Genomic DNA, 26996 nt, shown 5'->3' on the forward strand with positions numbered 1-26996 from the left:
ACGTCTATAGGAGGCAAGATGACGCGGGAACAAACCGAATTGCTGCAAGGAACGCTGGACATGCTGATTTTGAAGTCGCTCGCCCTGGGAGAAATGCACGGGCTGGGCATTTCGCGGCGCATCGAGCAGATCACCAAGGGGACGTTTCAAGTGAAGCCGGGGTCGCTCTTCCCTGCTCTGCACCGGATGGAAGAAGAGCGATGGCTGGAAGCGTCGTGGGGCGAATCGGAGAATAACCGGCGCGCAAAATACTACCGGCTGACGAAGGCGGGCCGACGGCAGTTCGAAACGGAAACGCTGCGATGGGGGCGAATTTCGCTGGCCATCGAGCGAGCGCTGGAAGCGTGAAAGCAGTGGCTAGTGGCGCTTCGTTCCCGCCCAGGCGGGCGAGCCTCAGGGCAAGCAAGTGACGAGTAAAGGCGACTGCAACCAATGTGGATAAGAAACGCAATTCGGAATTGGCGTCGGAAGGCGCGGGCGGATGCGGAGCTCGACGAGGAAGTGCGCGGGTACGCCGAGATGCTCGCGGAGGAAAAGATTCGCAACGGCAGTGATGCGCAGGAAGCGCGGCGGGAGGCCAAGATGGAACTCGGCGGCGTGGAACAAGTGAAAGAACAGACGCGGGAGGTTCGCGCCGGACATTTTTTCGAAACGCTGTGGCAAGACGTTCGCTATGGCGGACGGATGCTGCGGAAGAATCCGGGATTCACAATCGTCGCGGTGCTGACGCTGGCGCTGGGGATTGGCGCGAACACCGCCATTTTTAGCGTTATCGAGAGCGTGCTCTTGCGACCGCTACCCTATGACCATCCCCAAAGCCTCATCGAGATTTGGAATACGTACTTGCCGGCAGTTCCTCTCGGGGGATTGTCGCCGGGCGACTTTCGCGATTGGCAGAGAGAAACAACGACGGTCTCGGAAATGGCCGCGTACGCCTGGATTCAGCAGGGCGCAAATTTTACGGGTGACGGCGATCCGCAGCGCGTGGAGCTGAACTGGGCAACTTCTAATTTTTTCCCGATGCTGGGCGTGAGACCTGCAATCGGACGGCTCTTCGCACCAGAGGAAGATCGGCCGGGGAGCGCACCGGTCGTGGTTCTTTCACATCGATTCTGGCAAAGCCGCTTTGCGAGCGCTTCAAATGTTGTTGGCCGCGTTCTGACGCTTGACGGATTGCGCTACACGGTTATCGGCGTTCTCCATGAAGGATCGCACTTGCTCGATGCGCCGGATATGTGGATGCCGATGGGCCAGTTCGGGGACGATTTGACGGAGCATGTCCATCATGAATTCGTGGGAATCGCGCGACTCAAACCTGGCGTGAAGGTTGCACAAGCGCGAGCGGAGTTCGAAGCGCTAAACCAGCGGTCCGCCATCGCGTACCCCAAGGAGCACAAGAATTTTGGCTTGGTTGTGCGACCGATGCAGGATCCTTCCGCCGCCCAACTGCGCGGAACTTTGCTGGTCCTGTTTGCGGCGGTGGGACTGGTGCTGCTTATCGCGTGCGCCAATATTGCCAATCTGCTCCTGGCGCGGAATGCGAGCAGGGAAAGAGAAATCGCGCTGCGCACGGCGCTTGGAGCTCATCGCGGGCGGCTTATTCGACAGTTGCTAACCGAAAGCATCCTGCTTGCGCTGCTCGGAGGAGCGCTTGGGATCGCGTTCGCGGCTGTGGGCGTGCAGATTTTGGGTGCATTGGCACCACGGAATATGCAAGCGGTGCAGCAGATAGGGCCGGATGGCACTGTATTTCTTTTTACGATCGTCATTTGCTTCGCCGTTGGCGTGATCTGTGGCTTATTGCCGGCGCTGCAGATAAGAAAAACGAACGTGAACGTCGCTTTGAAGCAGGGAACGCGAGGAAGCGGCGCGTTCGCTAGCCGCAAACTTCACAGCACACTCGTAGTCTCCGAAATTGCGCTGGCGCTGGTTCCGCTCACTGGCGCGGGCTTGTTGCTGCGCAGTTTGCGCGATTTGCTGAATCAAAGCCCCGGGTTCCGCGCAGAGCATCTGCTAAGTATGAATATTCCACAAGCAGCTGTTCCGCCCGCTGAACTCATTAAAATGACTCCTGCTCAGCAACAGCAGTTAGCTCAGAAGCAATCTCTTCAGTTTGAGCAAATCATCGAGGGCGTCGAAGCCCTGCCCGGAGTGAAATTGGCCGCGGGCATCGACATCTTGCCGCTCGGCACGCAACTTCAGGCGGCCGCACGGTTCGTTATTGAAGGGAGGCCTATTCCGGACGCAGGCGTCCGGCCCCTCGCCGAACTCCGTACTATTACTCCCGGATATTTTTCGACGGCAGGGGTTTCTCTGCTTCGCGGACGGTCGCTCGACGCGGAGGACGCAGGCAAGCAGAATATTGATATTAATGAAGCGATGGCGGAACGATTTTGGCCGCAGGGCAACGCAATTGGCAGTCGCATCAACATCTGTTCGCTCGATCCGAGCCCGTGCTGGTTTTCGATTGTCGGAATTGTCGGCAACGTTCATGAATACGGACTTGATGCGGCTCCGACCTATGATGCTTATTTTACCGGCGGCTGGACCCCGAACCTGCTCATCCGCACCGCCTCGGACCCTCATCGCACAGAAATCGCGGCCGTAAACGTGATTCATAAAATTGACCCGGCCTTACCTGTGACCTCAGTGATGACCATGGACGAATTGGTTGCGGATTCTGTTGCGCCCCGCCGATTTTCCGCAGTTCTTACCGGAGTGTTTGCGGCGCTTGCGCTGCTCCTCGCGACCGTTGGAATTTATGGTGTGATGAGTTACATGGTTGGGCGCCGCACGAATGAGATTGGCATCCGCATGGCTCTCGGGGCGCGACCGCGCGATGTTCTCAGGTTGGTTGTAGCGCATGGCGCGAGACTGGCGCTGATCGGCGTAGCCTTCGGAATTTGCGGATCGCTGGCGCTGGCCCGCTTCATCTCCAGCATGCTTTTTGGTGTTCGTTCCTACGACCCGCTCACGTTCATCGTTGTGGCGTCGCTCCTATCGGCGGTGGCCATTGCGGCCTGTTACGTTCCGGCGCGGCGGGCGATGAAAGTCGATCCGATGGTGGCGCTGCGGTACGAGTAAAGCGGCCGAATGCGCATGAGGCGCTAGGGTAGAGCGACCTCTGCTTCAACGCGCGAAGCGTACATCGGGAAGAATTGCTCCAGATTCGACATGCGAATCAGAGCGGCGACGCGCTCGGAAACGCCAACGAGGACGACTTTGCGGTTCGCGTGACGCGACGAAATAAACGCGCCAACGAGTGCGCCCAAGCCAGCGGAATCCATGTAAGGAACCTGACTGAAGTCGACGAGAACGGCACCCGAGCCATTGAGTTCGCGGACGACGCCTTGAAATGTGAAGAGCGTTTGAATGGTGAAAGGACCCTTGCAGGTCAGGACGACGTGGTGTTCGCGAGAACCAGAAGAACGTTCGACAGTTAGCTTGTCATTTGACATGGATGGCAGAGTATTTTGAACAATCCGTCACAATGTTAATGAAGGATTAATTCTGTGTAAATTCGCTGCTGCGGAAGCTGGCGTGCCGGCTGAATTTTGAAGCGACGGCCTGTTTTCTAGGTTAGAATGCGGCTCGTGACTGCCGCAGGAAATCCAGTACTGGCAATTTATCCGGGGTCGTTCGACCCTGTCACCAACGGACATCTTGATTTGATCGGCCGGGGTGCGAAGATCTTCGACCGCCTGACCGTCGCCATTCTTCGCAATATGGAGAAGGACCCACTGTTCACGGTAAGTGAGCGGCTGGAAATGCTGCGGGAAGTGACGCGACCGTGGCCGAATGTCGAAGTGGATGTGTTCGAAGGACTGCTGATGGATTACGCGAGGCGAAAAAATGCTCATGTCGTGCTGCGTGGCATTCGCGCCGTTTCGGACTATGAATATGAGTTGCAGATGGCGCTGATGAACCGCAAGCTGGAGCCGAAAATCGAAACTGTTTTCATGATGCCCGCGGAAGCGTACAGCTATTTGAGCTCGCGGCTTGTACGCGAAATCGCGCGGCTCGGCGGGTCAGTGAAGGATCTGGTGCCGCAAGTTGTGGAAGAGCGTCTGAAAGCCAAGGTAATCTGAGTTCGAACCGGGAGCGTGGAAATGGAGCTATCGGAGCGTGTAAAGCGCATTGAACCTTCGGCGACACTGGCCGTCTTGAACGAAAAAGAGAAGCTCGTAGCACGTGGAATCGACGTAGCCGACTTTGGGCCGGGCGAGCCGGATTTTCCGACGCCCGAACACGTCAAACGCGCCGCCATTCGCGCCATCGAGGAAAACAAGACGAAATACACGGCCGCGGGCGGCATCATGCCTCTGCGGGAGGCGGCCGTGGAATGGCACGCGAAATATCTGGGCACAAGTTACGGCGCGAGACAATGCGTTATCAACGTTGGAGGAAAGCACTCGCTCTTCAACGTGATTCACGCGCTGATCAATCCGGGAGATGAGGTCTTGATCCTCGCACCATACTGGGTGAGCTATCCAGACATGGTGAAATGTGCGGATGGGACTCCGGTCATTGTGGAAACGGATGCCAAGGAAGGATTTATCGCACGCGCGGCGATGATCGAAAAGGCGATCACGCCGAGAACGAAAATCCTGATCATCAATTCGCCATCGAATCCAACGGGCGCAGTAATTCCCGAGGATGAATTCGCAAAAATTCTCGAAGTGGCAAAGAAGCACAACGTCGCGCTGCTCTCCGACGAGTGCTATTCGCACTTTGTCTATGGAAAGGCGCGGCCTTTTTCGATCGCGAGCTTGCCTGGGGCAAAAGACCACGTGATTATTTCCGGCTCGCTTTCGAAGACTTTTGCGATGACTGGATGGCGCATGGGCTACACACTTGCCCCGCAGTCAGTTGCGGATGCAGTGCTGAAACTGCAGAGCCAGTCAACTTCGAACCCCACATCGATCGCGCAGTACGCGGCGCTTGAAGCGCTGCGTGGCGGGATGGAAAGCACGGATAAAATGATTGCCGAGTTCGCAAAGCGGCGCGCGAGAATCATCGCCGGCTTGCGAGAGATTCCTGGCGTGACCTGCCACGAGCCGGATGGCAGCTTCTATGTGTTTCCGAACGTGGCTGCGGCAGCCTCGGGGATGAACACGGTAAAACTGGCGAAAGAACTGCTCGAGCAAGCGCACGTCGCCGTGATTCCAGGCGATGCGTTCGGAGCACCCGGCTACCTCCGGATCTCTTACGCAACTTCGATGGAAACGATCGAAGAAGGCTTGCGGCGGCTCAATATTTTTTTTCGCGCCCAGACGGCAGCGGTGAGTTCCGCGGCGAACCACGGATAATCGCGTGGCGCTGCGGCCGGTTCGGCTCGAACCGATATTTGTTCCGCGCATTTGGGGGGCGCGAAATCTCGCGCCTCTTTTTCCAGAGATGAAATCCCTCCGCGAGCCGATCGGAGAAGTGTGGCTGACGGGAAATGAGTGCCGATTCGCTGGCGGACCGTTTGCGGGCCAGAAGCTTGGCGAGACTTGGCCACAGATGAGCGAGGAATGGGCGGGAGAAAATGCGCGGCGTGACAAGCCTTTCCCTGTGCTGGTGAAATTCCTTTTCCCGGAAGACAAACTTTCTGTCCAGGTCCATCCAGATGATGAATACGCTGCGAAAAACGAAGCAGCGGCAGGCGGAGTCGGAAAAACGGAAATGTGGTACGTGATTTCGGCGCGGCCTGGCGCGGAAGTGCGCGTCGGTTTGCGCGAATCGACGACGCGCGGAGGGTTTCGCCGGGCAATTGCAGAGGGAAATGCGGAGGAGCATGTCGAACGAGTTGCGGTGCAAGCGGGCGATGCGATTTTTGTGCCGGCTGGTACTGTGCACACGATCGGCCCGGGAATGATTCTTTGTGAGGTCCAGGAGAACTCGGACTTAACCTATCGGGTCTATGATTACAACCGACGAACAGTGGAAGGAAAACTGCGCGAACTGCACGTTGAGAAAGCCATGGACGTGATTCGCTTCGGCAAGCAGCAAAGCGGCAAAGTGGGGCAAGAGTTACGCGAAGATTCTTCTTCTGGAATCACGATTCTCGCAGATTGTCCGTACTTTAGCGTCGTGAAGCACACTATCAGCGAGTCGCGATACTTGGTTAAACCTAAGGGGCGCCTTGAAATCATTGTAATTCTTGAAGGGCGCGGCGAGCTATGCACGAACTTGAATGACGAGCGCGTCGAATACGGACCAGCGGAAGCATGGGTCATTCCTGCGGCAGTCAGGGATTGCATCTATGATCCGCAAAAGACGACGACGCTGCTATCAATCGCAGCTCCTTAGTAAGTTCGATGGTTGCGGGACAATTTTGAAATGACGAAAAGCAAAAATACCAATGTGTGTGCGGTGCTTCTGGCTGGAGGGCGTGGAACACGGTTCTGGCCGCGAAGCCGCACGCGCTCGCCGAAGCAATTGCTCGACATTGTGAGCACGAAGACTATGCTGCGCGAGACGGCCGATCGCGTGGCACCGCTCTTCAAGCCGAATCAGCTGTGGGCGGTTACAAACGCTGAGCAAATTGCTGCGGTTCGGTGCGAATTGCCCCGTGTGCCAGGCAGCCAGATTTTGGCCGAGCCAGTTGGGCGGAATACTGCGGCAGCGATTGGTCTGGCTGCGATTCACATCGCGCATGCCGGTGGCGACGCGATCATGGCTGTGTTGCCGGCGGATCATTACGTCGCGAACGCGGCACGCTATCGCAAGATTGTCCGCGCGGCGATGGAGATCGCGAGAAAACAAGGAAACTTGGTCGTGCTGGGAATTCCGCCGACACGGCCGGAAACAGGATTTGGGTACATCGAGCGAACGGACGCAGCGGAGCGAGCGCGGGGATTTTCAGTGCACCGGGTGAGGCGATTCACGGAAAAACCACAATTCGAGATCGCAGAAAAGTACGTGAAATCCGGACGATATTTCTGGAATGCGGGAATGTTTTTCTGGCGCGTCTCGACATTTTTCGAATGCTTGCGAAAATATTTGCCGAAGGCATGGAGCGCCCTGGGAGAGCTGCAGCAATCCATCGGTACGCCGAACTATTCGCGCGCACTCAAGAAAATCTATCCGCGGCTTGAGAATATTTCCGTGGATTACGCCATCATGGAGCTTGCGACAAGGCGTGGAAGCACGGAAAGCGTATACGTGCTGCCCGCTGCGAAAATCGGCTGGAGTGACATCGGCTCGTGGGCTGCGGTTTACGAGCTTCTGGTGCAAAGAAAAGAAGCAAATGTCGCGGCAGGGGATTCCTATACGCTGGATGCCAGTGGAAACTTCTTGTGGAGTCCGAAGAAATTTGTCGCTGCAATCGGTGTGCGGAATTTAATTGTAGTAGAAACTGCTGACGCGTTGCTCGTTTGCCCTCGCGAACGCGCTCAGGACGTGGGCAAAGCGGTGAAATGGCTCGAAGAAAAGCGCCGCGACGAGCTCCTGTAGTCTGCCCGGCTGAGTCGTCGCTCTGTATTTCCTGTGTAGCTTGCCTGCCTTTGCGGCGTCTTTTCGGTCACGCGCGTATCGCATATACTTCTGAACCGTGACGAAAATCCACTTTGGAACCGACGGCTGGCGCGGCGTCATCGCCGAGGATTTTACGGCGGCGAATGTACGCAAAGTGGCGGCAGCGATCGCTCGCTACGTGGTGCGCGCCGAGAAATCGCGGAATGGCGTGATCGTGGGATATGACACGCGATTTGGCGGACCGATGTTCGCGCGCGCGGCTGCGGAAGCGGTATCCGCCGCAGGAATCCCCGTTTGGCTTTCCGATGAGCCATGCCCGACACCGGCCGTGTCGCTGCTCGTGAGGCAGCGCAACGCTGCGGGCGGAGTCATGATCACGGCGAGCCATAATCCCGCGAAATGGAGCGGCGTCAAATACAAGGCCAGCTACGGAAGCTCTGCACTTCCAGGAATTGTCGCGGAGATTGAAAAAGAGCTTGAAACCGTGCTGGCCGGCGGAGCGCCTGCCCTGCCGCCACGAAACGATTTGATTCAAACCCTGCATGTACGAGGGCCGTATCTCGAAGCGATCGACAAGCTCGTGGATTGGGAAAAGTTGCGAGAACGACAATTCCGGTTTGTGGCGGACCCCATGCACGGCGCTTCCTGCGGTTTCTTGCGTGAACTTTGCATGCGCCACGGGATTGTCTGCGATGAAATCCGCGGGACGCCCGACCCGCTCTTTGGCGGCGTGAATCCTGAACCGATCTTGCCGAACATCGCGGCGCTGCAGGAGGCGGTTGTCGCCGGCAAGTACGACGCGGGATTCGCTGCGGATGGCGACGGCGATAGAGTCGGAGCAGTCGACGCGGACGGCACGTTCGTCACACCGCATCAGATTTTCGCGATTCTGCTGTGGCATCTGGCGGGAACGCGAAAAATCACCGGCGACGTCGCAAAGACCTTTTCGACGACGAAAATGATCGACAAAATCGCCGCGAAATTTGGTCGAAAGCTTTTCGAGACGCCTATAGGCTTTAAGCACATCTGCGAGCTGATGCTCGAGCGCGACATCTTGCTCGGGGGCGAGGAAAGCGGCGGGCTCGCGACGAAACTTCATGTGCCGGAGCGTGACGCCACGGTGAGCGCGCTGCTGCTGGCCGAAGTGATGGCATGGCATGGAAAGCGGCTGGGCGAACTGCTGAAGATGTTGCACGACGAATTCGGCGAGCATCACTACGGGCGAGTGGATCTGGAATTGAGCGCAGGGCAGAAGGAAAAAGCGATCGCGCACTATGGATCGGAGAAAGTGAAACAGTTGCTCGAGTGGCCGGTCGAAAAACGCGAAGATCTGGACGGAGAAAAACTTTATCTGGGCGGAGCCGGTTGGGTGCTGCTGCGCGCGTCGGGAACAGAACGAATGCTTCGCGTATACGCGGAGACTACGCACGCGAAAACCACCGAGCGCGTTCTGAAAGAAGTGTGCGCAAAAGTTCGAAAGCTTTGACCTGCGGCAAGGCGCCCGGCGCGGGAATCACTTGGATCGAGATGTCGAACCATGGAAAAAGTGAACTTGAAAGAAAAATTTCGCCTCTTCGACGATGCGTGGAGCCCAAAAATCTTCGGTGAATTGAACGATTCTTATGTGAAAGTTGTGAAGTTACGCGGCGAATTCATCTGGCACCATCATGATAACGAAGACGAATTGTTTCTGGTCGTGAATGGCCGGTTGCGGATGCGCTTTTGCGACGGAGACGTAACGGTCAATCCGGGCGAGTTCATCATCGTGCCTCGTGGCGTCGAGCACATGCCGGTTGCAGACGAAGAGTGCCAGATTGTGTTGCTCGAGCCCAAGACGACACTGAACACCGGGCATGTGCAGAACGAGCGAACCGTGGCAGAATTGGAACGCATTTAGACAAGCAAATTTGGCAAATTTCGCGGGGACGAATTGAAGAGGCGTTTTTACCAACTGGATGTGTTCACGACGAAGCCGTTCGCAGGAAATCCACTGGCGGTTGTCACGGACGGCGATGGACTGACCGCACGGCAAATGCAGGCCGTGGCGCGCGAAATGAATCTCGCGGAAACAGTTTTCGTGCAGCGGCCGACGAACAATCGCGCTCTGGCGCGATTGCGAATCTTCACGACCACTCGCGAATTGCCGCTCGCCGGGCATCCGGTGGTTGGAACGTGGTTTCTCCTCGCGGAGCTGGGTGTGGTCCCTGCGTCGGAAGGAGAAGTGCTGATCCAGCAGCAAACCGGCGCGGGAATTTTGCCAGTCGAGATTTCGTTCCACGACGGCCGCCCCGCGCGCGTCACCATGACGCAGAAGGATGCGAAATTCAAGTCGTTGAAAATTTCGCGCGACGCTCTTGCCGAAACGCTGGGGTTGAAGCGGGAAGACATTGATCCCGAATTACCGATTGAAGCTGTCTCGACGGGAATTTTCAATCTAATGGTGCCGCTATCGGGCAGAGCGGCGCTCGGGCGCATCCGGCTGAACATGCACGCACTGTTTCGCGTGCTCGACGGCAACTGCACGATGGCTTATTGCTTTGCACTGGGCAAGCGTGGAAAAGCGTTCACCCGCGGCATGTTGCCATGGGAAATCGTCGAGGATCCGGCGACAGGCTCGGCCGGCGGATCGCTTGGCGCATATCTGGTGCAGCATGGGAAGCTGAAGCCGGGTGAAGAACTGTCGATTACGCAGGGCGTTGAAATGGGCCGGCCCAGTGAGATTCATGTGCGAGTCACAAGTAAGAAAGGCCGCTTGGTGCCGTACGTGAGCGGGTCAGCCGTGAGAATTCTCGAAGGTCACATCGAAATCTAGGGACGCGATTTCGGCTGCGAAAAAGCGACAGGGCCGGTCCAAAGCGAGCCGGCCCTTTTCATGTCTCTCGCGTTCTCGTGCGCTTATTGTCAGCGGCCGCGGCGATCGCGCCATAGCTCGCGTCGGTCCTGGCGAATATCACGGTTCATGGCGTAGCGCTGGCGGAAATCGCGGCGCATGTCACGTCGAATCGCGCGCGATTCCGGGCTGCGCGCGCCAAATCTGCGGTTCGAACGCCGCAACTGACGAAAATCGCGCCGAACGTCGCGGTTCATCGTGCGGCGTTCACGCAAGTCCTGCCGCAAATCCCGGCGGTCGTTCGGAAAATTCCGATAGGTGTCATAGCGCGGGGCTGCATTCGCCTGTTGAACTAAACCTCCCATGGCAAAAAGGCTCCCGCACGCAACAGCAAGAAAGCTTTGACGAATGATCTTGGCGAAATTCATGTGCGGCCTCCTGACGACCTGCCTCGAATCCTTTGCTGGCCAGGAAATAGAACACAAACCCCAGCGGGAAGTTGCGGCTTTGCGAACTAGCTCTTTTCAAAAGATTTGGAGGCGGCGTCGAGAACGCCATTCAGGAAGGGCACAGAGTCAGTCGTAGAGAACTTCTTGGCAAGCTCCAAAGCCTCGTCGATGACAACCTTCACGGGCGCAGTACCAGAGCGAAGTTCATAGATGGCTAGATGGAGAATGCTGCGGTCGATTTCGGGCATGCGCTCGAGTCGCCAATTCTTGGAAAGATCGGCGATCAATTTATCGGCCGACTCCTTCTGTGCGGCCGCGCCTTCAAAGAGCTGATTCGCAAAGCGGCGAGTGGATTCCGCGCCGCGGGCGGATTTCCAATACAAAGCTTCGACTTGAGCCGGCGTCAGGCGGTTCATATTCCACTGAAAGAGCATTTGCAGAGCGCATTCGCGAGACTTGCGGCGAAGGGTCATGACTAGTGGCGACGTCGAGGGCTCGATTTACGCGGGCGAGACCTACCATGGGCCGTCGACCTGACAGTGGATTTAGCCGCAAGTTTGCGCGAGAGATTGGCGATTTCGATAGCAGTGAGTCCGGCGTCGAAGCCTTTATTGCCGCTCTTCAGGCCCGCACGGTCAATTGCCTGCTCAAGCGTGTCGCAGGTGAGAACACAAAAGACCATCGGCACACCGGTATCAAGTTGGGTGAGTTGCACGCCGCGCGCGACCTCATTGCAGACGTAATCAAAGTGCGCCGTAGTGCCGCGAATCACGCAACCGATGCAAATGATGGCGTCACAGCGGCCCGTTTGCGCGAGTTTTTTTGCAGCAATGGGAATTTCGAGAGAACCCGGCACGCGAACGAGCTCGATTTGCTTTTCCGTGGCACCGGAGCGTTCGAGGGCGTCAAGCGCGGCAGCGAGAAGACGATCCGTAATGAATTGATTGAAGCGGCTGGCGACGATTCCGAAATGCAGCCCCGCGGCGGAAAGCTCTCCCGTGATAGGTTTGGGATGGAGATTGCTTGCGGCCTTCTCTTCTTTTCGCGTCGAATTTTCCGCGCTGTCTTTTGCCATGACCTCTTCCAAGCGGACTATTTCCCTTTGAATTGTGCCGGGCGCTTTTCGAGAAATGCGCGCGTGCCTTCGCGCATGTCCTCGGTAGCGCAGCAAAGACCGAAAAGCGTCGCTTCAAGGAACAGGCCTTCCTCCTGCGACATCTCCATGCCATGCTCGACGGCTTCCATCGCGAAACGTACGGCGAGCGGTGCATTGGCAATGATTTTCTTGGCGATGGATTCTGCTGTGGGAATCAGTTCCGCCAAATCGACCACGCGATTCACGAGCCCGATGCGCAGCGCCTCATCGGCGGAAATCATTTCGCCGCCAAGGATCATTTCGTGGGCCACGCCTTTGCCGCACAGGCGCGCAAGCCTCTGCGAGCCTCCATAGCCAGGCATAATGCCGAGTTTGACTTCCGGCTGGCCGAGACGCGCGTTCTTGCTCGCAATGCGCATGGTGCAAGCCAGCGCGAGTTCACAGCCGCCGCCGAGCGCAAACCCATTGATGGCCGCAATCGAAGGCTTACCCATGGTTTCGAGCTGATGCAGCACAGATTGCCCAGCGAGCGCATGGTCCTTGCCATCGACGGCCGTCCGCACGGCGAGCTCGTTGATATCCGCTCCGGCGATAAACGATTTTTCGCCCGCGCCGGTGATGATGAGGACGCGGACGGACGAATCTTCGTGCGCGCGGCCGAGAATCGCGCTGAACTCATTCATCGTCGGCGTATTCAGCGCGTTCAAGACCTTAGGGCGATTGAACGTGACATACGCGATGGAATCCTTCACTTCGTAGAGCAGATTTTCGTAGGTCATGCGATAGGCTCCGTCTGGCAAATTCGCATCAGGTCAGTTGCATTGCGCGCGGTTTGGCCGCGTCGGAATAATCGTAGAACCCACGGCCGGCCTTGCGTCCATTCCACCCTGCAAGAACCATGCGCTTGAGCAGCGCAGGCGGTGCGAAACGCTGCTCCTTGAACTCGTCGAACATGATGTTGGCGATGTAATAGGTCGTGTCGTTGCCGACGAAATCCAGAAGTGTGAGCGGACCCATCGGATAGCCGCAGCCGAGTTTCATGGAATTATCGATGTCTTCGACAGACGCGACTCCTTGCTCGAGAACGCGAATGGCGTCGAGGAGATACGGGACCAGCAGGCGATTGACAATAAAACCCGTGCGATCGGATGTGCGGACAGGCACTTTACCAACGCGGCCGGCGAACGCCACGGCATCATCAAAAACTTTCGGGTCCGTGGCGATCGTGCGAATCACTTCCACGAGCTTCATCAGCGGGACAGGATTAAAAAAATGCAGGCCGATGAAGCGGTCGGGGCGGGCGGTGAAAAAGGCCATCTCGGTGATGGAAAGCGAAGAAGTGTTGCTGGCGAAAATCGTGTGCTTGGGGCAGATTTTGTCGAGCGCAGCGTAAAGTTCACGCTTATCCGGCAATTGCTCGATGATGGCTTCGACGACGAGGTCGGAGTCCTTCAAATCTTCGAGTTTCGTTGTCCCGCGAAGGCGTGCGCGCGCGGCGTCGCGATCCGCAGCGGAAAGAGTTCCCTTCTCGACGAATTTCGCGAGGCTCTTTTCAATCGAGGCGATGCCTTTGCTCAGGCGCTCTTCGCTGACCTCACGAACAACGACTGAGCAGCCCGCCTGCGCAGCGATCTGTGCAATTCCAGAGCCCATCAATCCGCAACCGACGACTCCGACTTTTTCAATAGCCATTCCGTTCTCCTATATGAGTATGGAATCGATAAATCATGAATGCTACGCCATGGACTCGACGATCACGGCGATGCCTTGCCCGCCGCCGATGCATGCGGTCGAGAGCCCGTAACGCTGATTGCGGCGGCGCAGCTCCAAAAGCAGCGTGAGAATCATGCGCGTGCCTGTCGCGCCCAGCGGATGGCCGAGGGCGATCGCGCCGCCATTCACGTTGGTCTTATCACGATTCAGGCCCAGGGCTTTTTCGACGGCAAGATATTGTGGCGCGAAGGCTTCGTTCACTTCGATCAGATCGATTTGTTCGAGCTTAAGGCCTGCAAGCGCCAGCGCCTTCTTGCTCGAAGGCACGGGGCCAATGCCCATGATTCGCGGTTCGACGCCAGCGGTTGCCCACGAAACGATGCGGCCGAGGGGCTTCCAGCCACGCTGCTTGGCGACAGATTCTTTGGTCATCACGACCGCCGCTGCGCCATCAACGATGCCGCTCGCGTTGCCCGCAGTGACGATTCCATCCTTGCGGAACGCGGCGGGAAGCGCAGTGAGACTTTCCATGGTCGTGTCCGGACGGCGATGATCATCCTGAGAAAAAAGATGAGCTTTCTTGCCCTTGCCGACTTCGACGGGAATGATTTCTTCGCTCATACGGCATGCTTTGTAAGCAGCTTCAGCCGTTTGCTGGCTGCGGAGCGCGTATTCGTCGGCTTCCTTGCGCGTGATTTTGTATTCGACGGCGAGATTCTCGGCCGTGTCAGACATCGTGCAGCCGCTGATGGGATCGAGAAGGCCGGCCATGAGCGCATCTTCGAGTTTGCCTTCGCCGAGACGGAAACCGGAGCGCGCGCCGCGAATCACATGCGGCACTTGCGTCATGTTTTCCATTCCGCCCGCAAGAACCGTTTGGCACTCGCCGAGCAGAATACGCTGCGCGGCCTGGCTAATGGACTCCATACCGGAGCCACAAAGGCGGTTTACGGTTATGGCGGGAGTTTCCACTTTCAATCCGGCTTTCAGACCAACATGCCGCGCGCCATAGTGTGCGTCTGAGCTGCTTTGCTGTACGTTGCCGAAGACAACGTGTTCGATTTCGCCAGGGTCCACGCCGGAGCGCTTGACTGCTTCCTTCGAAGCAATTGCACCAAGGTCAATCGCAGAAATGTTTGCAAATTCTCCATTGTAGCGTGCCATAGGCGTGCGCGCTCCAGCGAGAATCACAACATCTGTGGGAAACATGATTCCTCCTCGAAATTATCCGTGCTATGCCGGCTGCGGCGCAGCCAGAGTTACCAGTGTATTGCCGCCACGATGACGGGTTTCATCCAATCCGGACTCCGCGCGGTTGATCCACTCTGTGACCCGGTCCTCATTTTCATCGGATGCCCGCGCAGCGGCATCGGCCACAACGGCGCTAAACGTGATTGGAGAACTGGCCCAGTTCGGCTGAACCTGAGCCGCCGCAAGGCGCAGCTTCGCCGCCAGCGCCTCGGCATTCTCGCGTGGCGTGTCTGGAAGCACAAAAGCGAGCGACCAGGTCGTATATTTCACGGCAAGGTCTCCCTGGCGAATAGAAGGCTCAAGCGATCGCGCGAGCTGGTTCAAATAAGCTTCGAGGACCCCGTCGCCTTCCTGGCGCAGGAGTTCCGGTCCGTGATCCATTTGCAAAATGATGAGCGTCAGGGGCGTGCCTTGCATGCGCGAGCGTTTGGACTCGGCAAGCAAACAATCGATGTAAGCGCCGCGCCCCAGCAGGCCGGTTTTCTCGTCGGCAACGGCGAGCGTGCGGACCAGCGAACGCAGCCGCGTGTGATTCACGGAGATCATTATCTGGTCGCCGATGGCTTGAAGGAAAAAGCTCTCATTGGGCTTCCACTGCCGCGAAACCGTATCCCCGAGAAAGAGCACGCCGGCAGCCGACTGCGTGTCCTTGTCCGTGAGAGGCACGCCGAGAATCGTTTCCACTTCGAGGGCGCGCATTTCGGAGAACTCCGACACGGTCATGGAAATTCCGCCAACCGCGTCGGGCGACGCCTTGGCAAGACGCGCAGCGACTTTCGCTACGGCCGCGGCAGCAGCCGCTTTCAGTCCGCTGGGTGAGAATTCCGAAACGATTGGAGCAGCCTTGCCGGGAGCGCCGACCACGGCGATGCAACGGCGAACGTTGAGATACTTGCCGATCTCGCGCACGGCGGTGCCCAAAACTTCGCGTGGCGTGACTTCGCGATACATCAGACGAGTAATTTCCGCGATTTCCGCCAAATCGCGATGCGTGTCGGCTGCCGCCGCGGCGCTTACGGCAGAGATTGGCAGAACAGCTCCCTGAGTGGGGGCCGCCGCCGAAGCTTGCGTACGGGCTGTCGAACCCTTGGGCCACCAATTCGCGCGTTCGTAGAGCAGCCGCAGGCGGTCATTCTTTTCTTCCTGCCCCGGATACAATTCGGCGATGCGCTCGAGGCGCTCCACGGCTTTGCTCTGCAAGGAATACTGCAGGAAGATCTCAGCCTGCACGATCAGATCGTCAATCGCGCGCTGTACCTTTTCTCCTGCACTCTCTTCCTCCGAGGCCTGTGCACGCACGGAATCGCCGAGGCCGAGGCCGGTACCGCCCGTGGCCTGCGTTCCCTGTGGGCCTCCGGAGGCTTTGGCCGCTCGAACACTTATGTTGCGCAGAAATGCAGGGCTGGCCTTGCCCTCAAGTTTCGAAATGCGTTCATGAATGCGGTAATCGTAGGGATCAATTTCCACCAAGCGGTCCAGCGCGTCACAGGCCGCGTCAATCTTGTTGCATGCCAAGGAAACATCAAAGAGGCGGACAAGCGCGTCGAAATATTTCACTTCGCGATTGAGCTGATCATAGACCTTGGCCCAAAACTGAATCAGCGGAAGACATTTGGGATGAGCTTCGACAATCATGTCGAGGCGCGTCGCGAAAATCGATTCGTTACGAATGGCAAGCATCCACTCTTTGGCTTGATCCAGGACGGACACGGCCTGCTCTTCTTTGCCTGCTTCGATGTAACGCTCCGCGAGCTGGAAAAGCATGTCAAAGCCCTCGGGCTTCTGCTTGCACAACGCGAACAGAACATCCCGCGCCGAATCCAGTTGATTCGTCAGCAGCAAAGCTTCGCCAAATGTTGTTAAGAAGGCTGTGTCCGCCGGATCTGCGGGAGCAAATGGCTGGAGCAAAGCAACAGCACCCGCAGCATCGCCACGATGCAGGCGCGCATCAGCAAAAAGCAAAGTTACACTGCGATCGCCTGGAGTAATGCGATGAGCATGGGAGAAAAGTTCGAGCGCGCGATCGTATTCTCCAGCTGCCTGCGCAAGCTGACCGCCCCTGAGATAGGCGCGACCGGCGGTCTCCGCATTGCCCAATTTCTCCGCCAGATTTGCCAGTTGCGTCTGGCGGTCCGCATTTTCCGGATCGAGATGAGCGACGCGCTGCAGACATTCGAATTGTGATTTCCAATCGTTTTGATCGCCAAACTTCTGCGCGGCCGCGACATAGCATTCGATCGCTTCAGTGGTGCGATTCTGCTTCTGGAGCAGGAATGCGTAACGGACGAGCCTGTGCCCCGGCTGCGGATACGATTTTAAGTGGCGGGTGAAAATCGCCGTGGCGCGGACCATATCTCCAGACTCCGCCAAGCGATCAAACTGCAATCCGTAATAATAGGCCGCCTGGACCAAATCTCCGCTGCGAACGTAAAGGTCTGCAAGCATTTGTGTCGCTTCGGGGTGATTCGGGAACGCTTCGAGCGCCGCCTGGTAATCAGCGATGGCGTCCTGAAGCTTGTTCTTCTCCAGGTGTTTGCGGGCCCTCTCGAGATATTTGGTGACGTCTTGGCTCATGCTTTTGACAGCGCTGCCGGCAACCACCGGGAAAGATGAAGGGCAGACAATCGCTTTCCCTGGCTAAAACTCCGAAGAAAATCCGCACAGGCGCGCTTAACCAATATACCGGACGCACCGGCGAGCACAAAACAGGAATTTGCGCTACCGTGCGGGTGAAACCAAATCAAAGCGCGCATGGCGTTGCTGAATGCCTGCGCGGTTGTTAGGATACGCCACATGATATTGGTCAAAGCAACGACGATTTCGATGAGGGATTTGCTCAACTGGATGAGCGATCACGAAACGTCAATCCTGCGTTTGATGAAAACCATGGTTGAAATCGAGTCACCCACAGACAATAAGGCGGCCGTGGACGAACTCGGCGCGATGGTTGCGAAGGAATGGAATCACCGAGGTGCGCGAGTCCGCCTCTTGCGGCAACGAGAACGTGGAAACCATATCGGCGCAGACCTGTGGCTTGGGCGCGGACGTCCTTCAGGGCAAATCATGATCCTTGGCCATCTCGATACGGTCTATCCGCTGGGCACGCTCAGGAAAATGCCATTCCTAATAGCGAATGGACGCGCGTGGGGACCGGGCACATTCGACATGAAAGGCGGGTTAACGATTGCGCTCGCGGCCGTCGACGCGCTGCGGGCTTTCGGCATCCGCCCGCGAAAGAAATTTACATTCCTGTGGACGTCGGACGAAGAGACAGGTAGCCATAGCTCTCGGAGAGCAATCGAAAACACGGCGCGCGAGAGCGACGCGGTGTTCGTGCTCGAACCTTCGTTTGGATTGGACGGCCGTTTCAAGACTCAGCGGAAGGGCGTCGGCGAGGCGCAGCTGACTGTCACCGGCCGCAGCGCACACGCGGGAATCGATCCTGAGCGCGGCGTCAATGCCGTGCACGAAATTTCACTGCAAATTGCGCGATTGATGGAGCTAAACAATCCGCGCCGGGGGATTACGTTGCAGGCGAATGTCGTCGAAGGCGGGACGGCGACAAACGTCGTCCCGGATCGCGCATGCGCGCGCATTGATGTCCGTGCAACGCGTGCGGAAGATGCTGCTGCGCTGAATCGGCGGCTCCATGCGATACGGCCAATTATGCCCGGTGCGAAAATTGAAGTCCGTGGCGGAGTGAACCGGCCGCCGATGGAACGTTCCGCGGGATCGCGCAAGCTCTTTCAGCTCGCGCGCGAACTGGCGCGCGAGATGGGGCTTGACCTCAACGAAGCATCGACGGGCGGGGGATCAGACGGCAACTTCACCGCCGCTTTGGGCATCCCTACACTCGACGGCATGGGCGCGGTCGGCGACGGAGCGCACAGCCCCAAAGAACACGTGGTGATTCGCGGACTTCTGCAACATGCTGCATTGCTCGCTGGCTTGCTCGCAACAATATAGAAGGCCGGCATTTCTCGTGCATCGGGACTGCTTCCATCCGCGCCACACTCACAAAGCAATACGTCTGCTCATGACTTGCCGGTATATGCCACAAGTTGCTAGAGTCAAAGACATGTTCGGCAGGTTCCTAATCATCGCGGGATTTTTTCTTGTCAATGGCGCCACGTCCGCGATGCAGGCTCCTCCGATGCCACAAACGCAGACTTCGGAGGAGCTCTATCAATCGTTGAGCACGGTCCAGGTGGATCCGTCGCGCATCTATGCAGTTCGAGACTTGACGCTGCGCCGCGATGGCGTGGCGCTCACTTTAGGGGATGGCAAGTTTGCTTTCTTGATGGCCGTCGACGGCCGCGTTACAGGAGCCGTTTTCCTTGGCCGAGGGCATTTCTTCGCGCTGCCGCCCAATGCCGCCGAGCGAGCCTCTGTATTTCGTTTTTTGAAAGTCCCCTTGATCGATCTGGACATTTCGCAGGCCTACCTGCGTTTCGATGATAGCTTCCGCAAGGAAATCGAGCGCGAGTTGGCGGACCAAAAGGCTACTGCGTCGAACGATCCTGAATTCGTGCGAACATGGGCGCCCATCGTGGCAAAACTAAATCCGGGATTGACACTTCGCGCGATGGAGGACTGGCTTTCGGCCTCGCCGAAACCTTATTTCTATGCCGCGCTAAGCTCAGAAACGATGGATCCTTTTGATGCCTATGTGGACGAGCAGCGCGCCGACACGGTGACCATTGGCCAAGTCCGCGACGCAAATGGCGCTTCTTATCTCGACACATGGAGCGCATTTGCCGCTCCAAATCTTCCCGCTCCGCTTGCTGAATTCACGCCCTTGGACTATGGGATAGACACAACGATCAACGACGACCTGAGCCTCTCAGGCACAACCGAAATTCATCTGAGGATTCATGGCAATTACGAGCGCATGCTCGAATTGGAGCTTTCACGGTCCTTGCGAGTACAGAGCGTCACGGATTCCGCCGGTCAGAAACTACCGTTTTTCCAGAACCAGGATTTGAGCCGTCAGGAAATCGCCCGAAGAGGAAACGATGCGCTATTCGTCGTATTGCCGGCCGAGGCCCCGCCCAACGATGAATATCGCCTCCGCGTAACATACTCGGGAACCGTGATTGAGGATGCCGGCAATGGAGTGTTTTTCGTTGGCGATCGCGGGAGCTGGTATGCGCGCGTGGCCGGACAGCAATTATTCGTGCCTTACGACTTGAAGTTCCGCTGGCCAAAGCATCTGACACTCGTTGCCACGGGGCAACAAATAGAAACGGCAGACGAAGGCTCAGCCCGCACGGGCCATTGGCATACATCTTCTCCTGTTGCTGTCGTAGGATTTAATTTGGGCGATTATGCCTCCCTGACTGTTCCTGGCAACCCGGCAATCAATCTTTTCGCAAACCACGATCTCGAGCAGGCGATCGTAAATCGATTGCAGCAGAACTCGACCGATCGTTTGTTACCTGGCCAGATCCAGCAGTCGATTGACGCTACCGGCACTCAGGGCCTATTGCCCAATCCCGCCGGAGTGTTGAAGGACCTCGGTAAAAGTCTTGCGGGCTCCGTGGATTACTACGAAAAACTGGACGGCCCTTTCCCTTTCCCCGAACTGGACGTCTCCCAAATCCCCGGCTCTTTTGGCCAGGGCTGGCCTGGCCTTCTCTATTTGACGACACTGGTTTTCCTTCCGCCACAGGCTCAACAGCAGGCAGGATTGGCAGTGGAAGCGCAGGAAGAAGTGCAAAGACTGGTTCCTTACCACGAAGTCGCCCACCAGTGGTGGGGCAACGTCGTCGACGCGGCAAGCTACCGAGACGTCTGGCTGGAAGAGGCCGTGGCCGATTATTTGTCTCTGATGTATGACGAGAGCCGCCATCCGGGGAAACATTCCATGGACCGCTGGCTTTCCATCTATCGCGATGCGCTCCTCGCGAAAGTGCCCTCTGGCGAAGAAACAATCGAGCAGGCCGGCCCGCTTGATTTCGGATATCGCGTGGATTCCTCTAGATCGCCCGACGCCTACAACACAATCATCTACGACAAGGGCGCCTGGGTGATTCACATGCTTCGCATGATGCTGCGTGATCCTCACGCAAGGAATCCCGACGCCCGATTCGCGGAACTCCTGCGAAATGTTCTCGAAAAATATCGCTTCCAGCCGCTCTCGACTGAGCAATTCGAAGAAGAGGTTAATCATGTCATGACGCGGTCCATGGATCTTGAGAATGACCACTCCGTGGATTGGTTTTTCGACGAGTGGGTGCGCTCCACAGGAATTCCGGAATACAGCGCGACATTTCATGTACGTCCGCGGGGAGATCAATTCGAAATCGAGGGCACGTTGCAACAGGATGGCGTCCCAGGCGCGTTCACGGAATCAGTCCCGATCTACGAAACTCTGGCAAACCCGCGGACAAAGGAAACGATTTACCTCGGCAATGTGGTTACGACGGGAAGCTCGACGGACTTCCGCTTCGAATCGCGCGTGCGTCCCCAGAAACTTGCGATCGATCCCGAACACACGATTCTCTGCCGTACAAAATAATTGTCAAATCCGGAGCGGCGGGAATCGAAACTATGCGTGAAAACCCGCGTGACGGACTTCCTTGCGGTAATCCGGCGCGACAATTTCGACTGTGCGGCACATTTCGTAGAGCCGCGAGCGAATGCGCATTCCGACGCGATCTTCGAGCGTATCGCCGCCGGGCACAGCAATGGCCTCCCCTGAAGGCAGAGTGGCAGCCGGCCGTTTAAAATCCTTATCCAGGAAGTTTGACGTCAAGAGCGTCACGCGGTGTTCGTTATAGCGCGTATTGAGAATGTGTCCAACGGTCTCGAGCGCCCACGGCGAAGGCTTCGAAGAGCCTACGTCATCCAGCAACAAGACTTCTGTTTTGAGCACGGGATCGAGGACGCTCATCTCCGTCGAATTGCTCTCCGGATTGTAACTATCCTGAATTTCCTTTAGCAGTTCGCGGTAGTCATAAAAAAGCCCAGAGTGGCCTCGTTGCACGATTTCTTCGAGCGCCGCAACCGCCAGATGCGTCTTGCCCACGCCGCATGGCCCCATTAACAATAGTCCATGCTCTGTGCCCACGGGAAAATCACGGGCAAACGCCTGCACAACAACCTTCGCTTGCGCCAAGCTGCGATTCCATGCCTTGGCTTCGCCGCTCCGGTAATCGAGGTCTGTGTCGTAGCTTTCAAAATTGCAGTGCAGGTAACGCCGTGGCAGCCGCGCGCGGTCAAGTACGCGGTCACGGCGATCTCCGGCGGTACAGTCACACGGGACAGCCCAGACCGTCTTCGGTTCACCTGCAGCTGAACCGGCACGAGAGCTATTTGCTGGTACGAAAACTTGCGCTTCAGCGTTTCCATCCGGCCGTTCGACAATTCTCCAGCCGGTCCCCTCGCAATTCGGGCAATCCGCTTGAGCCATAACGCAAGGATATGCGCAGCGTGCCACCCGCGCAAGCAGACATCCTGTGCACAGATGTGGAAGCTGTGGATACTCGACAGTTACGCATGTTTGGTTCTGATAGCCGCCGATTGGGCGGGCGCTACAATCGAGTTATTATATTTCCGTGCTATAATCCGCGCGTTTTCAGACAAAGATTCGATTTGCGCCGTAGCCGTTTGTCGTGCAGTCTGGCGCAAGGTCTCTGGCGAAGGCATCACGGTTAAGACCCAAGGAGCGAACCTGCCATGAAGAGTCTGTTTGTTGGCAACTTGAACTTTCAGACGACCGAAAATGAATTGCGCGAGCTTTTTGCTCCCTTCGGACAGGTGGCGCGCGTGCACATCGCCAAGGATCGTGAAACGGGACGCGCGCGCGGCTTTGCATTTATCGAGATGCCCAATGATGCGGAAGCATCTGCCGCGATCCAAGGCCTCGATGGAAAAGAAGTCGGGGGCAGAAATTTGAAGGTTAACGAAGCGCGCCCCAAGGGTGAAGCCGGCCCCAAGCGCGGCGGCGGATTTAACAAAGGTGGCGGGAACCGTGGCGGAGGAAATCGTGGCGGAGGCGGAAAAGATCGTTTTTCGACCGAAGATTATCGCGACTCCGCACGCCAGCCTCGCGAGCCTCGCTGGTAATTTCAAACCTGCGGTTAGCTGCCTCTTTCTATTTTCCTGTCGAAAGAAAAAAATCCTACTTCTCGATGTGAATAGCCTTCGGCGGAATGGCGCGGACAATGGCATTGCGCATTGCGCGGCGATCTTCGGCGCTAAAGCCTTTGGCCAGTTCGCCGCGCACGAACCCGATAAAGGCCTCCATCTGATGCTGCATCTCTGACATTTTGTCGCGCATGTTGAGGATGATTTCGATTCCCGCGAGATTCACTCCGAGCTCACGAGTGAGCGTCAAAATCACTTCGAGTCGTTCGAGATCTTGATCGGTGTAAAGGCGCGTGTTGCCCTGCGAACGTGACGGTTTCAGCAGACCCACGCGTTCGTAGAGGCGCAGCGTTTGCGGATGAAGCTTATACAGTTCCGCAACGGCGCTGATCATGTATCCAGCCTTGGCCCTTTTTCTCGGACGCGCCATTCGTCGTTCCTCTTATAGAGCGCCATGCGAAAAGATTTCTTTTCGCGGGTCTTCCGTGTCGTGTTTGGCTAAATCGCGCAAGAGTTGCCGCACTCGTTCGTCTTCCGGCCGTGGCACGACCACACGTACCTCAACCAGTTGGTCTCCGCGGTGTCCCTGCCGCCGCACTGATGGCGCGCCTTTGTCGCGCAGGCGCAGAACCTTGCCGCTACTTGTCCCCGGCGGAATACGCACTTGGGCGCGGCCGTCAATCGTAGGCACTTCGATTTTCGCTCCGAGTGCCGCCTCCGTCACCGTCACAGGCACGATCGTGTAAAGGTCGTCGCCGCGCCGCTCGAAAAATGGATGCTGTTCCACACGCGTGATGACGTAAAGGTCGCCCGCCGGCCCGCCAAGCGTTCCGGCATTGCCGCGTCCCGGAACGCGAAAACGCGAACCTGTCTGCGCTCCCGGCGGAATGCGAAAGTCAATCGTATCCGCGCGGCGCACACGTCCTTCGCCACCGCACGTGCGGCAAACCGTGTGCAACTTACCTGTGCCGCCGCAGCGTGAGCACGCAATCTGAAAACGCATGCCCCCGCTCACTTGCGTAATATGCCCTGAGCCTCCGCAGGTGGGGCAAACCTGCTGGCTCGTCCCCGGCTGCGCGCCCGTTCCGTGGCAGACGGAGCAAACATCCAGCCGCGCAATCGTAATTTTCTTCACTGCTCCGCGCATTGCTTCGGAAAATGAAATATCAATCTGATATTCAAGGTCTGTACCTGGCTCCGCTTGTGTCGCCGCGCGCGAAGCGTTCGCGCCGCGAAAGACCTGGCTGAAAAGGTCGCGAAAGCTCGTGCCGCCCGCTCCGCCAAAGTCGAAGCCGCCGAAATCGAACTGCACATCTTCGGGAGGCGCGCCCTGCCCCGCGTACCCATATCCGCCCGGTGCGCCTTGTGCATTTGGCCCGTTGAAGCCGAATTGGTCGTACATTTGGCGCTTTTTCGGATCGGAAAGCGTTTCGTAGGCTTCCTGAATCTGCTTGAATTTTTCTTCAGCCGATTTATCGCCGGGATTCAGGTCAGGATGATACTTGCGGGCAAGCTTGCGATAGGCCTGGCGAATGTCCTTCAATGGCGCTTTGCGCGGAACGCCAAGGAGTTCGTAATAATCTTGTTTGGTTGTTGTCGGCATATGTTGTTTGTATCAGGGCCGCGATTTCTGCGTTTCGTACATCCGAGCGTCAATTTCTCAGCGTCTGGAATGCTGGCAATCTAAAGCTTGGCCCAGCGGCCGTTCCACTGGCTCAATTCCTCAGTCTCGCGCGCCAGCTCTTCGCGCTTGCGGCGCTGCTCTTCATTGCGATTGCCCATGGCCGCATCTTTTTCGTTGGCGAAGGCAGTCCACTGGTCAATCAGCTTCACGCGCTGCTCCACCGCCTGCGGTTCTGTGCGAAAACGCATCAGCGCGCCGGAAATTTCCACCGAGCGCGGCTCAAAGCCGGTTCCCTTCTCGTGCCTTGCCTCATAGAAAAGCCGCCGCCAATCCGCGGAAGGCGAGGCCGTCAGCAAAATCTGCACAAGAAAATAATTCTCGCGAACCTTTTGGACCGCTTGCGGCGGACCCGACCTCTTGATTCCCCCCGAATCTTCCGTCAAAGCCGATCCCCCCTGCTTTCTTTTTGTGAAAAAAACTGTGCTCCGGGCGGAGTCACACCCACCCGAAGCACTTTGCGCTCGAATTAATTCGGCTTCTTCGACTCGTCAACGTCGACATATTCAGCGTCGACAACTTCGCCCTGGCCCGGCTTCGGATTGCTGTCCGCAGCCGCGCCCTGCCCTGTGCTTCCCGGCCCCGGCTGCGCTCCGGCAGCGGCGCCGGATGCCGCTTGCGCACGATAGAGAGCCTCGGCAAGTTTGTGCGACGCTTGCGTCAGCTGATCCACCGCTGCATTGAGTTTTTCCGCGCCGCCCTCGGCGAGCGCCCGCTTGGCTACTTCGATCGCCTCTTCCGCCGCTTTGACGTCTGCTTCCGCGAGCTTGTCGCGATTTTCGCGAATCAACTTTTCCGTCTGATATGTGAGATTGTCGCAACGATTGCGCGCTTCAGCTTCAGCGATTTTGGCCTTGTCCTCGTCCGAGTGCGACTCCGCCTCCTTGCGCATCCGTTCAGCTTCTTCCTTGCTAAGGCCAGTCGATGCTGTGATGGTGATCTTTTGCTCCTTGTTCGTAGCCATATCCTTCGCCGATACGTTCAAAATGCCGTTCGCGTCAATATCGAACGTGACTTCGACCTGCGGAACGCCGCGCGGCGCGGGAGGAATCCCGATGAGATGGAATTTTCCGAGCGTGCGATTGCCGCTGGCGACAGGCCGTTCGCCTTGCAGTACGTGAATCTCAACCGACGTCTGATTGTCAGACGCCGTCGAGAACATTTCCGCTTTACGCGTCGGAATCGTCGTATTGCGCGGGATGAGCACAGTCATCACGCCGCCCATCGTTTCGACGCCCAGCGAAAGCGGCGTCACGTCGAGCAGCAGAATGTCCTTCACTTCCCCGCCGAGCACTCCGCCCTGAATCGCCGCGCCGACCGCGACCACTTCGTCCGGATTAACGCCCTTGTGCGGTTCTTTGCCGTTGAAGAGGCTCTTGACGATGTCCACCACGCGCGGAATGCGCGTCGAACCCCCGACCAACACCACTTCGTCAATTTTGTCTGGTGTGATCCCCGCGTCGGAAAGCGCCTGCTTCACCGGCCCAACCGTGCGCTGCAGCAAATCCTCCATCAAGCGCTCCAGCGTTGCGCGGTTCAACTTCAAAACCAGATGTTTCGGCCCGGAGGCATCCGCCGTGATAAACGGCAAATTGATTTCCGTCTCCTGCAACTGCGATAGTTCGATCTTGGCCTTCTCGGCTGCTTCCTTCAGGCGCTGCAAAGCCATGCGGTCTTTTGTCAGATCGATATTCGGATTGTCTTTTTTGAATTCGGCAGCAATCCATTCGACGACTTTCTGGTCGATATCATCGCCGCCCAGATGTGTATCGCCGTTCGTTGATTTCACTTCGACGACGCCTTCACCGACCTCCAATATCGAAATGTCAAACGTCCCTCCGCCCAAGTCATAAACAGCAATCGTCTCGTCTTTCTTCTTGTCGAGGCCGTACGCCAGCGCTGCCGCGGTCGGCTCGTTGATGATGCGCAGCACTTCCATGCCCGCGATTTCGCCAGCTTGCTTGGTGGCTTGGCGCTGCGCGTCGTTGAAATACGCCGGAACTGTGATCACCGCTTTGCTCACTTTTTCGCCAAGAAAATCCTCCGCGGCGGTCTTCAGTTTCTGCAAAATCATGGCGGAGATTTCCGGCGGGCTATACGTCTTGCCGGAGATTTCCACGCGGGCATCGTCATGCGGGCCACGGACGACTTTATACGGCAAGCGCTTCATCTCCTCGCCAACTTCGTCATAGCGCCGGCCCATGAACCGTTTGATCGAGTAGACAGTATTCTCCGGATTCGTGATCGCCTGCCGCTTGGCTACCTGGCCAACCAGACGCTCACCAGTCTTCGTGATCGCTACCACAGAGGGCGTTGTGCGCGCGCCTTCCTGATTGGGGATGACGGTCGGCTCCCCTCCCTGCATAACGGCCACAACGGAGTTCGTCGTGCCGAGGTCAATTCCGATAATCTTGCTCATTGGTG

Annotated in this window: 25 protein-coding genes; 12 read left to right on the top strand and 13 right to left on the bottom strand. The window is 57.3% G+C overall.

Annotated features, from left to right (window positions below; all coding sequences use genetic code 11):
* Nucleotides 1-18 precede the first annotated feature (18 nt).
* Together VGR81_14150 and VGR81_14155 are read left to right on the top strand one after the other, a co-directional pair.
* A complete protein-coding gene (locus VGR81_14150) occupies nucleotides 19-348 on the top strand; it encodes a PadR family transcriptional regulator (protein HEV2290081.1) in 330 nt (109 codons plus the stop codon).
* An 84-nt stretch (nucleotides 349-432) separates the two neighbouring features.
* On the top strand, nucleotides 433-3084 hold the full coding sequence (locus VGR81_14155) for an ABC transporter permease (GenBank protein HEV2290082.1): 2652 nt from the start codon (nucleotides 433-435) through the stop codon (nucleotides 3082-3084).
* A 23-nt stretch (nucleotides 3085-3107) separates the two neighbouring features.
* Here VGR81_14155 and VGR81_14160 read toward each other — a convergent pair whose 3' ends face one another.
* Entirely contained in the window at nucleotides 3108-3458 is a 351-nt protein-coding gene (locus tag VGR81_14160; protein HEV2290083.1) for an STAS domain-containing protein, read from the bottom strand.
* A 126-nt stretch (nucleotides 3459-3584) separates the two neighbouring features.
* Between VGR81_14160 and coaD the strand changes: the two genes are divergently transcribed.
* The 7 genes from coaD to VGR81_14195 all read left to right on the top strand — a co-directional run bounded on the left by coaD (nucleotide 3585) and on the right by VGR81_14195 (nucleotide 10273).
* Nucleotides 3585-4088, top strand: a complete 504-nt coding sequence (gene coaD / locus VGR81_14165) for a pantetheine-phosphate adenylyltransferase (GenBank protein ID HEV2290084.1) — start codon at nucleotides 3585-3587, stop codon at nucleotides 4086-4088.
* A gap of 21 nt (nucleotides 4089-4109) precedes the next feature.
* Nucleotides 4110-5309: a pyridoxal phosphate-dependent aminotransferase gene (locus VGR81_14170; protein HEV2290085.1), complete on the top strand. Its 1200-nt coding sequence runs from the start codon at nucleotides 4110-4112 to the stop codon at nucleotides 5307-5309.
* A gap of 4 nt (nucleotides 5310-5313) precedes the next feature.
* Nucleotides 5314-6294 (top strand): type I phosphomannose isomerase catalytic subunit, encoded by a 981-nt coding sequence (locus VGR81_14175; protein HEV2290086.1) that lies wholly within the window; start codon nucleotides 5314-5316, stop codon nucleotides 6292-6294.
* 30 nt (nucleotides 6295-6324) lie between these two features.
* The gene (locus VGR81_14180; GenBank protein ID HEV2290087.1) at nucleotides 6325-7440 is read left to right on the top strand and encodes a mannose-1-phosphate guanylyltransferase; all 1116 of its coding nucleotides are present in this window, start codon (nucleotides 6325-6327) and stop codon (nucleotides 7438-7440) included.
* 97 nt (nucleotides 7441-7537) lie between these two features.
* Nucleotides 7538-8947: a phosphoglucomutase/phosphomannomutase family protein gene (locus tag VGR81_14185; GenBank protein ID HEV2290088.1), complete on the top strand. Its 1410-nt coding sequence runs from the start codon at nucleotides 7538-7540 to the stop codon at nucleotides 8945-8947.
* A 51-nt stretch (nucleotides 8948-8998) separates the two neighbouring features.
* The gene (locus VGR81_14190; GenBank protein HEV2290089.1) at nucleotides 8999-9358 is read left to right on the top strand and encodes a cupin domain-containing protein; all 360 of its coding nucleotides are present in this window, start codon (nucleotides 8999-9001) and stop codon (nucleotides 9356-9358) included.
* Nucleotides 9359-9391: 33 nt separating this feature from the next.
* On the top strand, nucleotides 9392-10273 hold the full coding sequence (locus tag VGR81_14195; protein HEV2290090.1) for a PhzF family phenazine biosynthesis protein: 882 nt from the start codon (nucleotides 9392-9394) through the stop codon (nucleotides 10271-10273).
* An 89-nt stretch (nucleotides 10274-10362) separates the two neighbouring features.
* On the opposite strand, the gene VGR81_14200 is transcribed toward VGR81_14195, so the two are convergent.
* The 7 genes from VGR81_14200 to VGR81_14230 form a co-directional block, all read right to left on the bottom strand.
* Complete coding sequence (locus tag VGR81_14200) at nucleotides 10363-10719, bottom strand: hypothetical protein (GenBank protein HEV2290091.1); 357 nt, start codon at nucleotides 10717-10719, stop codon at nucleotides 10363-10365.
* 86 nt (nucleotides 10720-10805) lie between these two features.
* Complete coding sequence (gene nusB, locus VGR81_14205) at nucleotides 10806-11213, bottom strand: transcription antitermination factor NusB (GenBank protein ID HEV2290092.1); 408 nt, start codon at nucleotides 11211-11213, stop codon at nucleotides 10806-10808.
* Nucleotides 11214-11215: 2 nt separating this feature from the next.
* Nucleotides 11216-11815 carry a 6,7-dimethyl-8-ribityllumazine synthase gene (gene ribH / locus VGR81_14210; protein ID HEV2290093.1) on the bottom strand — a complete coding sequence of 200 codons (600 nt, stop codon included), beginning with the start codon at nucleotides 11813-11815 and terminating at the stop codon, nucleotides 11216-11218.
* A gap of 17 nt (nucleotides 11816-11832) precedes the next feature.
* A complete protein-coding gene (locus VGR81_14215; protein ID HEV2290094.1) occupies nucleotides 11833-12615 on the bottom strand; it encodes an enoyl-CoA hydratase-related protein in 783 nt (260 codons plus the stop codon).
* Between the two features lie 28 nt (nucleotides 12616-12643).
* The gene (locus VGR81_14220) at nucleotides 12644-13528 is read right to left on the bottom strand and encodes a 3-hydroxybutyryl-CoA dehydrogenase (GenBank protein ID HEV2290095.1); all 885 of its coding nucleotides are present in this window, start codon (nucleotides 13526-13528) and stop codon (nucleotides 12644-12646) included.
* Nucleotides 13529-13570: 42 nt separating this feature from the next.
* Nucleotides 13571-14758 carry an acetyl-CoA C-acetyltransferase gene (locus VGR81_14225; GenBank protein ID HEV2290096.1) on the bottom strand — a complete coding sequence of 396 codons (1188 nt, stop codon included), beginning with the start codon at nucleotides 14756-14758 and terminating at the stop codon, nucleotides 13571-13573.
* Nucleotides 14759-14782: 24 nt separating this feature from the next.
* On the bottom strand, nucleotides 14783-17374 hold the full coding sequence (locus VGR81_14230) for a tetratricopeptide repeat protein (protein HEV2290097.1): 2592 nt from the start codon (nucleotides 17372-17374) through the stop codon (nucleotides 14783-14785).
* A gap of 219 nt (nucleotides 17375-17593) precedes the next feature.
* On the opposite strand from VGR81_14230, the gene VGR81_14235 reads away from it, so the two are divergent.
* The gene (locus tag VGR81_14235) at nucleotides 17594-18766 is read left to right on the top strand and encodes a M20 family metallopeptidase (protein ID HEV2290098.1); all 1173 of its coding nucleotides are present in this window, start codon (nucleotides 17594-17596) and stop codon (nucleotides 18764-18766) included.
* Nucleotides 18767-18878: 112 nt separating this feature from the next.
* A complete protein-coding gene (locus tag VGR81_14240; protein ID HEV2290099.1) occupies nucleotides 18879-21320 on the top strand; it encodes a M1 family aminopeptidase in 2442 nt (813 codons plus the stop codon).
* Nucleotides 21321-21350: 30 nt separating this feature from the next.
* Here VGR81_14240 and VGR81_14245 read toward each other — a convergent pair whose 3' ends face one another.
* Complete coding sequence (locus VGR81_14245) at nucleotides 21351-22214, bottom strand: ATP-binding protein (protein ID HEV2290100.1); 864 nt, start codon at nucleotides 22212-22214, stop codon at nucleotides 21351-21353.
* Nucleotides 22215-22480: 266 nt separating this feature from the next.
* Between VGR81_14245 and VGR81_14250 the strand changes: the two genes are divergently transcribed.
* Nucleotides 22481-22870, top strand: a complete 390-nt coding sequence (locus VGR81_14250) for an RNA-binding protein (protein HEV2290101.1) — start codon at nucleotides 22481-22483, stop codon at nucleotides 22868-22870.
* 55 nt (nucleotides 22871-22925) lie between these two features.
* Here the strand turns inward: VGR81_14250 and VGR81_14255 are convergent, their stop codons facing one another.
* The 4 genes from VGR81_14255 to dnaK form a co-directional block, all read right to left on the bottom strand.
* Nucleotides 22926-23321, bottom strand: a complete 396-nt coding sequence (locus VGR81_14255; GenBank protein ID HEV2290102.1) for a helix-turn-helix transcriptional regulator — start codon at nucleotides 23319-23321, stop codon at nucleotides 22926-22928.
* Nucleotides 23322-23333: 12 nt separating this feature from the next.
* Nucleotides 23334-24494: a molecular chaperone DnaJ gene (gene dnaJ, locus VGR81_14260; protein ID HEV2290103.1), complete on the bottom strand. Its 1161-nt coding sequence runs from the start codon at nucleotides 24492-24494 to the stop codon at nucleotides 23334-23336.
* An 80-nt stretch (nucleotides 24495-24574) separates the two neighbouring features.
* The gene (locus VGR81_14265) at nucleotides 24575-24958 is read right to left on the bottom strand and encodes a hypothetical protein (GenBank protein HEV2290104.1); all 384 of its coding nucleotides are present in this window, start codon (nucleotides 24956-24958) and stop codon (nucleotides 24575-24577) included.
* An 83-nt stretch (nucleotides 24959-25041) separates the two neighbouring features.
* Nucleotides 25042-26991, bottom strand: a complete 1950-nt coding sequence (gene dnaK, locus VGR81_14270) for a molecular chaperone DnaK (GenBank protein HEV2290105.1) — start codon at nucleotides 26989-26991, stop codon at nucleotides 25042-25044.
* Between the last annotated feature and the right edge of the window lie 5 nt (nucleotides 26992-26996).

The organism is Candidatus Acidiferrales bacterium (assembly GCA_035934015.1).
Classification (GTDB): domain Bacteria; phylum Acidobacteriota; class Terriglobia; order Acidiferrales; family UBA7541; genus DAHUXN01.

Excerpts from the sequence above, each read along its gene's own strand:
- VGR81_14245 (HEV2290100.1), bottom strand. The coding sequence starts at position 22,214 with ATGGCTCAAGCGGATTGCCCGAATTGCGAGGGGACCGGCTGGAGAATT.
- VGR81_14250 (HEV2290101.1), top strand. The coding sequence starts at position 22,481 with ATGAAGAGTCTGTTTGTTGGCAACTTGAACTTTCAGACGACCGAAAAT.
- VGR81_14155 (HEV2290082.1), top strand. The coding sequence starts at position 433 with ATGTGGATAAGAAACGCAATTCGGAATTGGCGTCGGAAGGCGCGGGCG.
- VGR81_14220 (HEV2290095.1), bottom strand. The coding sequence starts at position 13,528 with ATGGCTATTGAAAAAGTCGGAGTCGTCGGTTGCGGATTGATGGGCTCT.
- ribH (HEV2290093.1), bottom strand. The coding sequence starts at position 11,815 with ATGGCAAAAGACAGCGCGGAAAATTCGACGCGAAAAGAAGAGAAGGCC.
- VGR81_14190 (HEV2290089.1), top strand. The coding sequence starts at position 8,999 with ATGGAAAAAGTGAACTTGAAAGAAAAATTTCGCCTCTTCGACGATGCG.
- dnaK (HEV2290105.1), bottom strand. The coding sequence starts at position 26,991 with ATGAGCAAGATTATCGGAATTGACCTCGGCACGACGAACTCCGTTGTG.
- VGR81_14225 (HEV2290096.1), bottom strand. The coding sequence starts at position 14,758 with ATGTTTCCCACAGATGTTGTGATTCTCGCTGGAGCGCGCACGCCTATG.
- dnaJ (HEV2290103.1), bottom strand. The coding sequence starts at position 24,494 with ATGCCGACAACAACCAAACAAGATTATTACGAACTCCTTGGCGTTCCG.
- VGR81_14235 (HEV2290098.1), top strand. The coding sequence starts at position 17,594 with ATGATATTGGTCAAAGCAACGACGATTTCGATGAGGGATTTGCTCAAC.
- coaD (HEV2290084.1), top strand. The coding sequence starts at position 3,585 with ATGCGGCTCGTGACTGCCGCAGGAAATCCAGTACTGGCAATTTATCCG.
- VGR81_14170 (HEV2290085.1), top strand. The coding sequence starts at position 4,110 with ATGGAGCTATCGGAGCGTGTAAAGCGCATTGAACCTTCGGCGACACTG.
- VGR81_14160 (HEV2290083.1), bottom strand. The coding sequence starts at position 3,458 with ATGTCAAATGACAAGCTAACTGTCGAACGTTCTTCTGGTTCTCGCGAA.
- VGR81_14255 (HEV2290102.1), bottom strand. The coding sequence starts at position 23,321 with ATGGCGCGTCCGAGAAAAAGGGCCAAGGCTGGATACATGATCAGCGCC.
- VGR81_14240 (HEV2290099.1), top strand. The coding sequence starts at position 18,879 with ATGTTCGGCAGGTTCCTAATCATCGCGGGATTTTTTCTTGTCAATGGC.
- VGR81_14215 (HEV2290094.1), bottom strand. The coding sequence starts at position 12,615 with ATGACCTACGAAAATCTGCTCTACGAAGTGAAGGATTCCATCGCGTAT.
- nusB (HEV2290092.1), bottom strand. The coding sequence starts at position 11,213 with ATGACCCTTCGCCGCAAGTCTCGCGAATGCGCTCTGCAAATGCTCTTT.
- VGR81_14230 (HEV2290097.1), bottom strand. The coding sequence starts at position 17,374 with ATGAGCCAAGACGTCACCAAATATCTCGAGAGGGCCCGCAAACACCTG.
- VGR81_14180 (HEV2290087.1), top strand. The coding sequence starts at position 6,325 with ATGACGAAAAGCAAAAATACCAATGTGTGTGCGGTGCTTCTGGCTGGA.
- VGR81_14200 (HEV2290091.1), bottom strand. The coding sequence starts at position 10,719 with ATGAATTTCGCCAAGATCATTCGTCAAAGCTTTCTTGCTGTTGCGTGC.
- VGR81_14150 (HEV2290081.1), top strand. The coding sequence starts at position 19 with ATGACGCGGGAACAAACCGAATTGCTGCAAGGAACGCTGGACATGCTG.